Origin of the sequence: Plasticicumulans sp., assembly GCF_035331805.1 — a bacterium.
In the GTDB taxonomy this organism is placed as follows: Bacteria; Pseudomonadota; Gammaproteobacteria; order Competibacterales; family Competibacteraceae; genus Plasticicumulans.
In genome coordinates this window covers 1-5,851 of sequence record NZ_DAOLKE010000226.1, presented here as the reverse complement: position 1 = coordinate 5,851, position 5,851 = coordinate 1, and the positions used below count along the sequence as shown (strand labels likewise).

4 protein-coding genes are annotated in these 5,851 nt (G+C 72.8%); 3 read left to right on the top strand and 1 reads right to left on the bottom strand.

Going from position 1 to position 5,851, the window contains the following annotated elements; translation table 11 throughout:
• The first annotated feature begins 38 nt into the window (after positions 1-38).
• Entirely contained in the window at positions 39-2,687 is a 2,649-nt protein-coding gene (locus PKE44_RS13885; protein ID WP_324552200.1) for a bifunctional acetate--CoA ligase family protein/GNAT family N-acetyltransferase, read from the top strand.
• Here PKE44_RS13885 and PKE44_RS13880 read toward each other — a convergent pair.
• Positions 2,674-3,669, bottom strand: a complete 996-nt coding sequence (locus tag PKE44_RS13880) for a hypothetical protein (RefSeq protein ID WP_324552198.1) — start codon at positions 3,667-3,669, stop codon at positions 2,674-2,676. The genes PKE44_RS13885 and PKE44_RS13880 overlap by 14 nt on opposite strands.
• 167 nt (positions 3,670-3,836) lie before the next feature.
• On the opposite strand from PKE44_RS13880, the gene PKE44_RS13875 reads away from it, so the two are divergent.
• Positions 3,837-4,361: an SRPBCC family protein gene (locus tag PKE44_RS13875; protein WP_324552196.1), complete on the top strand. Its 525-nt coding sequence runs from the start codon at positions 3,837-3,839 to the stop codon at positions 4,359-4,361.
• A 76-nt stretch (positions 4,362-4,437) separates the two neighbouring features.
• On the top strand, positions 4,438-5,787 hold the full coding sequence (gene astB / locus PKE44_RS13870; protein WP_324552194.1) for an N-succinylarginine dihydrolase: 1,350 nt from the start codon (positions 4,438-4,440) through the stop codon (positions 5,785-5,787).
• Positions 5,788-5,851 lie beyond the last annotated feature (64 nt).

The following is a 5,851-nucleotide window of genomic DNA, read 5'->3' as shown; positions in this document are numbered from 1 at the left end:
CGCTCCCTGTCCGTTTCCTGCCGCTCCGGAATCCCGCGATGACGATCCGCAACCTCGACGCCGTATTCAAGCCCCGTTCCGTCGCCGTGATCGGTCGCGGCAGCAAGGACGATGCGCCCGATGCGCAGCTCGTGCAGAACCTGATCCGCCAGGGTTTCAACGGGCCGATCATGCCGGTGAACCCGGACCGCAAGGCGCTGCGCGGCATCCTCTGCTACCGCGATCTGGCCAGCCTGCCGCTCGCGCCGGATCTCGCCGTGATCACGACGCCGATGGCCGGCGCGCCCGAGCAGATCCGCACGCTCGGCGAACTCGGCACGCGCGCCGTGCTGCTGCTGAACGAGGAGATGCTGAAGAGCTGGGACGACGGCGGCACGGCGATCCGCCAGGCGCTGCTCGATGCGGCCAAGCCGCACGTGCTGCGCATCGCCGGTCCGGACTCCTTCGGGCTGGCCGCGACCCGCGGCGGCCTCAACGTCACGCGCGGCCACACGCCGATCCTGCCCGGCAGCCTGGCGCTGATCTCGCAGTCCTGCGCGATCACGCGCTCGGTGCTCGACTGGGCGCACGGCCACAACATCGGTTTCTCGCACGTGCTGTCGCTCGGCGCGAAGATCGACGTCGATTTCGGCGACATGCTCGATTACCTGGCGCGCGACGGCAACGTCAAGGCGATCCTGCTGTATCTGGAAAGCATCAACGACGCGCGCAAGTTCATGTCGGCCGCCCGCGCCGCGGCGCGCATCAAGCCGACCATCGTGCTGCGCCCCGGGCGCTACCGCGCCAATCCGAACGAGGACGCCGTCTACGACTCGGCGTTCCGGCGCGCCGGCATCCTGCGCGTGCGCACGATCGAGCAGCTGTTCAACTCGGTCGAGGCGCTCGGCACCGCCAAGCCGGTCTACAACAACCGCCTCGCGGTGATCGGCAACAGCCGCGCGATCAGCCTGCTCGCGACCGAAACCCTGGAGGCCGCCGGCGGCCAGCTCGCGGTCTTCAACGAGGACACCGCCACCGCGCTCGGCAAGGTCGTGCCGCGCGGCACGCGCATCGAGAACCCGCTCGATCTCGGCGATGCGGCCAACCCCGAGCGCTACATCGCCGTGCTCGATGCGCTGCTCGAAGCCCCGGGCGTCGACTGCATCCTGGTGCTGCACTCGCCGCTGTCGCCGGAGCTCGATCTGGCGAGCGCGAAGGCCGTCGCCGATCGCGCCGCGAAGAGCCGGCGGCTGGTGATCACCAGCTGGCTCGGTGCGGCTTCGGCCGAGCCCGCACGCGCGGTGTTCAAGCAGGCGCACGTCGCGACCTACGACAACCCCGGCGACGCGGTCAGCGCCTTCACGCGCATCGCCCAGCACCGCCACAACCTCGAACTGCTGATGGAGACGCCGCCGTCGATCCCCGAGGCCTTCAAGCCCGACGCCGAACGCGCGCGCGCGCTGCTGCAGCAGGCCCTCGCCGCCGGGCGCATGCGCCTCGATGCCTACGAGTCGATGCAGGTGCTCGATGCCTACGGCATCCCGACCGTGCCGACGCGCGTCGCGCGCACGCCCGAGGAAGCCGCGGCGATCTATCCGGAGTTCGGCCACGTCGTCGTGCTGAAGCTGCTGTCGCCCGACATCGCCAGCAAGACCGAGGTCGGCGCGCTGGCACTGTGGCTCGATTCGGCCGAGGCCGTGCGCAGCGAAGCCGAGGCGATGATCGCGCGCGTGCGCACGCACGTGCCGGAGGCCCGCATCGAAGGCTTCGTCGTGCAGCCGATGCTGCGTCGTGGCGGCGCCTATGAACTCGCCATCGGCATGCGCACCGGCGACACCTTCGGGCCGCTGATCCGCTTCGCGCACGGCGGCACCGAGGCCGACGTCATCGACGACAAGGCCTGGGCGCTGCCGCCGCTGAACATGGCGCTCGCGCAGGAGATGATCGGCCGCACGCGCATCAGCCAGCGCCTGAAATCGGGCCTCGCCCGCGCCGCCGACCTGGATGCGCTGGCGCTGGCGCTGATCAAGATCTCGCAGATGGCGATCGATCTCGGCGAGCTCTGGGAGCTCGACATCAATCCGCTGCGCGTCTCCGGCAAGGGCATCATCGCGCTCGATGCGACCATCCAGGTGCGCGCCTTCACCGGCAAGCGCCCGCGCGACCGGCTGGCGATCCGCCCCTATCCGAGCGAGCTGGAGCAGGACTTCACGCTGCCCGACGGCCGCGGCCTGCGCCTGCGCCCGATCGTGCCCGAGGACGAGCCGGCGCTGCAGGAGCTGGTCAGGCGCATGCCGCCCGATGAACTGCGCCTGCGCTTCTTCCAGCCGATCCGCGAGCTGTCGCACGCGATGGCCGCGCGCCTGACCCAGCTCGACTACTACCGCGAGATGGCGCTGATCGTCGCCGCGCGCGACGTGCCGGGCCGCGCCGAGATCTACGGCGTCGTGCGCATCACCTGTGATCCGGACATGGACCGCGCCGAATACGCGATCCTCGTCGATCACGGCATGACCGGCCTCGGCCTCGGCCCGATGCTGATGCGCCGGATCATCGACTACGCACGCCGGCGCGGCATCCAGGAGATCTACGGCGAGGTGCTGTGGGAGAACGAGGGCATGCTGAAGCTCTGCCGTGCGCTCGGCTTCGCGGTCAAGCCGAGCGCCGACGACCCCGGCATCATGCACGTCAGCATCAAGGTCGACTGAGCACCCCGGCCGGTGCCGACGCGGTCAGGCTGCGCCGGATGGCCGCAAGCGGCGCCGAGTCGTCGAAGCGCGGCTCGGCGTTCTCCTGCGCCACGACGCCGAGCGCGCGCCAGAGCGCCGGCAGGTCGGGGCTGACCGCCGCGCTCGCGTGTGTGGCGTACAGGCGCGTGAGCACGCCGGTGCCGGTCGCGGCATCGCCGGCCGCGAGCACCCGCTCGATCGGCCATTCGTCGGCCATGCCCCGGCTGTCCTTCGCGATCGCCCGCAGCGCCTCGCGCAGCCCGGCGCGGCCGCCCGATTCCTCGCGGATCGCCACGTCGGCGAGCAGGCAGAACAGCGCCCCGCCCCAGTAGGTGCGCGCCCAGGTGTGCGTGCGATCCAGCCCCTCGTCGCCGTCCTGCGGCAGCCCGAGCGGCATGCCGCCGACGAACTGCGCCCAGACCTGCGCCTCGCTGAGCTGCCCGGCCTGCGCGCGCGCCAGCGGCTCGACGTAGCTGGCGATGCCTTCCTCCAGCCAGTGATGGCGCCGGTCGAGCAGCGGCAGTGCCGTGTGCACCATCTCGTGCACCAGCACCCAGTCGTGCGCGAGCACGGCCTCGTCGGCCATGCGCCCGACCGAGACACGGCTCGCCGGCCCGCGCCAGGCCCAGGTCGTGCCACCGGCGACCCGGCGCCCGTCGACCGGCTCGATCAGCAGCCGGTAGTCGCGCACCGGAAAGCCGTCGTAATAGACCGCGACCGCCTCGGCCCCGCGGCGCACCCAGTCGAGCAGCCGGGCCCGGGGCAGGTCGAAGCCGTCATCGGCGAAGGCCACGCGCAGCGTCGCGCCCCGCACCTCGACCGGCGTCGCCGGCAGCCGCTCCAGCGCCGCATAGAGGTTCGCACCGCCGTCGGCACGCAGCGGCGCGACCGGCGCGAGCACGAGGCAGCAGAGCAGCGCGCGCAGAGTGCGGCGCAAGGTGACGGCGGTGACGGCAACCATCGCGGTGACTCCCGGGGACTACGGTGTTCGGAACGGGCAACGCGCCCGGCTGGCCCACGGGGCCGGGCGATGCCCGGTGCCCGCGCGGCGAAACGGCTGCGGACGCCCGCGGCGCGGCACGATACTGAAAGCCCGGCACGACCGGGAGACCGGAGACCGCAGCGGCGATGTACGCAGGCCCGCCTGAAGACGATGCCGCGGACCGGGCCCGGGCCTTCCGGCTGCGTTCGCGCTGGCGGCTCGCGGCTCCGGTCGAAGCGGTCTGGGCGGTGCTGACCGACGTGCCGGCCTGGCCGCAGTGGTGGCCGAACCTCTGCGCAGTCGAGCCACTCGCGGCCGGTGCCGCTGATGGCACCGGCGCCGTGTACCGCTACCTCTGGCGCGCCCGCCTGCCCTACCGGCTGCAGTTCACGCTGCAGGTCACGCGGGTGGAGCCGCCGCAGCGGCTCGAAGGCCGCGCCTGCGGCCAGCTCGACGGCCGCGGCGTCTGGACGCTCGCGGACCACGGCGGCGTGACCGGGGTCGAGTACCGCTGGGCGGTCGATCTGCGCCATCCGCTGCTCGGGCGGCTCGCGCCGCTGCTCGGTCCGGTCTACGCATGGAATCACCATCAGGTCATGGCCGCCGGTGCCCGCGGCCTGGCGCAGCGGCTCGGGGTGCGGCTGCTCGGCTGCGAGGGCGAAGCCCTGTAGTGCGGCGCCCGCTCTTGCCAGCGCCCGCCGGCCAGCCAGACTTGCGCGGTTGCCGCCGCGCCTGCCGAGGTCCGCCATGTCCGTGTGCGAAGTCAACTTCGACGGTCTCGTCGGCCCCACCCACCACTACGCCGGCCTGTCCTGGGGCAACGTCGCCTCGGCGGCCAACGCCGCTAGCCGGTCGAACCCGCGCGCCGCGGCGCTGCAGGGACTCGCGAAGATGCGCCGGCTCACGCAGCTCGGCCTCGTGCAGGCGGTGCTGCCGCCGCAGGAGCGGCCGGATCTGGCGCTGCTGCGCCGCCTCGGCTGGCGCGGCAGCGATGCGCAGGTGCTGGCCGCGGTCGCGCGCGAGGCACCACGGCTGCTCGCCGCCAGCAGCTCGGCCGCGGCGATGTGGACGGCCAACGCCGCGACCGTCGCGCCCTCGACCGACACCGCCGATGGCCGTGTGCACCTGACGCCGGCCAACCTCATCGACCGCTTCCACCGCGCGCTGGAGGCCGCGACCACGACGCGCGTGCTGCGCGCGATCTTCCGCGATCCGGCGCGCTTCCTCGTGCATGACGCGCTGCCGGCGCATCCGTGGTTCGGGGACGAGGGAGCCGCCAACCACACCCGGCTCGCGCCAGCGCACGCCGCCGCCGGCCTGCATCTGTTCGTGTACGGGCGCAGCGCCCTCGGCGGCGGTCCGGCCCCGCAGCGCTATCCGGCCCGCCAGACGCTGGAGGCCAGCCAGGCGGTCGCGCGCCTGCACGGCCTCGATCCGGCGCAGACGCTGTTCGTGCAGCAGAACCCGGCGGTCATCGACGCCGGCGTGTTCCACCACGACGTGATCGGCGTCGGCAACGAACCGGTGCTGCTGGTGCACGAGGACGCCTTCCTCGATCGCGCCGGCACGCTGGCCGCGCTCCGGGCACGGCTGCCGGCGCTCGTGCCGGTCGAGATCGCCCGCGACGCGGTGCCGCTCGCCGAGGCCGTGCGCACGTATCTGTTCAACTCGCAGCTGCTGACGCTGCCCGATGGCCGCATGCACCTGCTGCTGCCGTCCGAATGCGCCGAGAGCCCGCAGGTCAGCGCCGCGCTCGATGCGATCCTCGCCGATCCGGCCAACCCGATTGCGACCCGCGAGCACCTCGACCTGCACGAGAGCATGCGCAACGGCGGCGGCCCGGCCTGCCTGCGCCTGCGCGTGGTGCTGAACGAGGCCGAGCGCGCGGCCTGCGCGCCCGGCATCTTCCTCGACGACGCGCTGTACGCACGACTCTGCGCGTGGGTGCAGCAGCACTACCGCGACCGCCTGCACGAGGCCGATCTCGCCGATCCGGCGCTGCTCGACGACAACCGCCGCGCACTCGACGAGCTGACGCGCCTGCTCGGGCTCGGCGCCGTGTATCCGTTCCAGCTCGACGCGGGTGCCGGCGCATGAGCAGCGCCGCCCTGCTCGGCGCCGTGTATCCGTTCCAGCTCGACGCGGGTGCCGGCGCATGAGC